At 73.9% G+C, this 566-nt stretch carries 1 protein-coding gene; it reads right to left on the reverse strand.

The window, feature by feature from the left end:
* The coding region (locus tag ACFPK0_RS16890) for an ATP-binding cassette domain-containing protein (RefSeq protein WP_377342428.1) at positions 1–542 on the reverse strand (542 nt) is incomplete at its 3' end.
* Between the last annotated feature and the right edge of the window lie 24 nt (positions 543–566).

A 566-nucleotide genomic window follows, 5' to 3' on the forward strand; every position in this document is an offset into this window, starting at 1 on the left:
TGGAACACCATGGCGCAGCGCGCGCGCCAGCGCCGCAGCGCCCGGCCGCGCAGGGCGGTGACGTCGGTGCCGTCGAACAGGATGCGGCCGTCGGTCGGCTCGGCGAGCCGGTTGAGCATGCGCAGGAAGGTGGACTTGCCTGCGCCCGACGGACCGACCAGGGCCACCGTCTCGCCGGGGCGGACGGTCAGGCTGAAACCCTTCAGCGCCGGCAGGTCGGGACGACCGGGATAGGCGAAGCCGACGGCCGACATCGACAGTTCGCCGCGCGGCGGGGACGGCAGGGCCGTGGCGTGGGCGGGCGGCGCGATGCCGGGGACGGCGCGCATCAGCTCCTCGATCCGCTCCATCGCGCCGGCCGCCTTTTGCACGTCGCCCCAGCTTTCGCCCAACGCCCCCACGGCCCCCGCCGCGAAGACGGACAGCAGCACGAATTGCAGCAGGGCGCCCGGCGACATGACGCCGGCGACCACGTCCTGGGCGCCCAGCCACAGCACCAGGGTCACGCCGCCGAACATGACGACGATGATCAGGGCCGTCATCCAGGCGCGGGCCTGCATCCGGGT

The sequence above is a fragment of the Rhodanobacter ginsenosidimutans genome (assembly GCF_042655685.1).
GTDB classification, from domain to species: domain Bacteria; phylum Pseudomonadota; class Gammaproteobacteria; order Xanthomonadales; family Rhodanobacteraceae; genus Rhodanobacter; species Rhodanobacter ginsenosidimutans.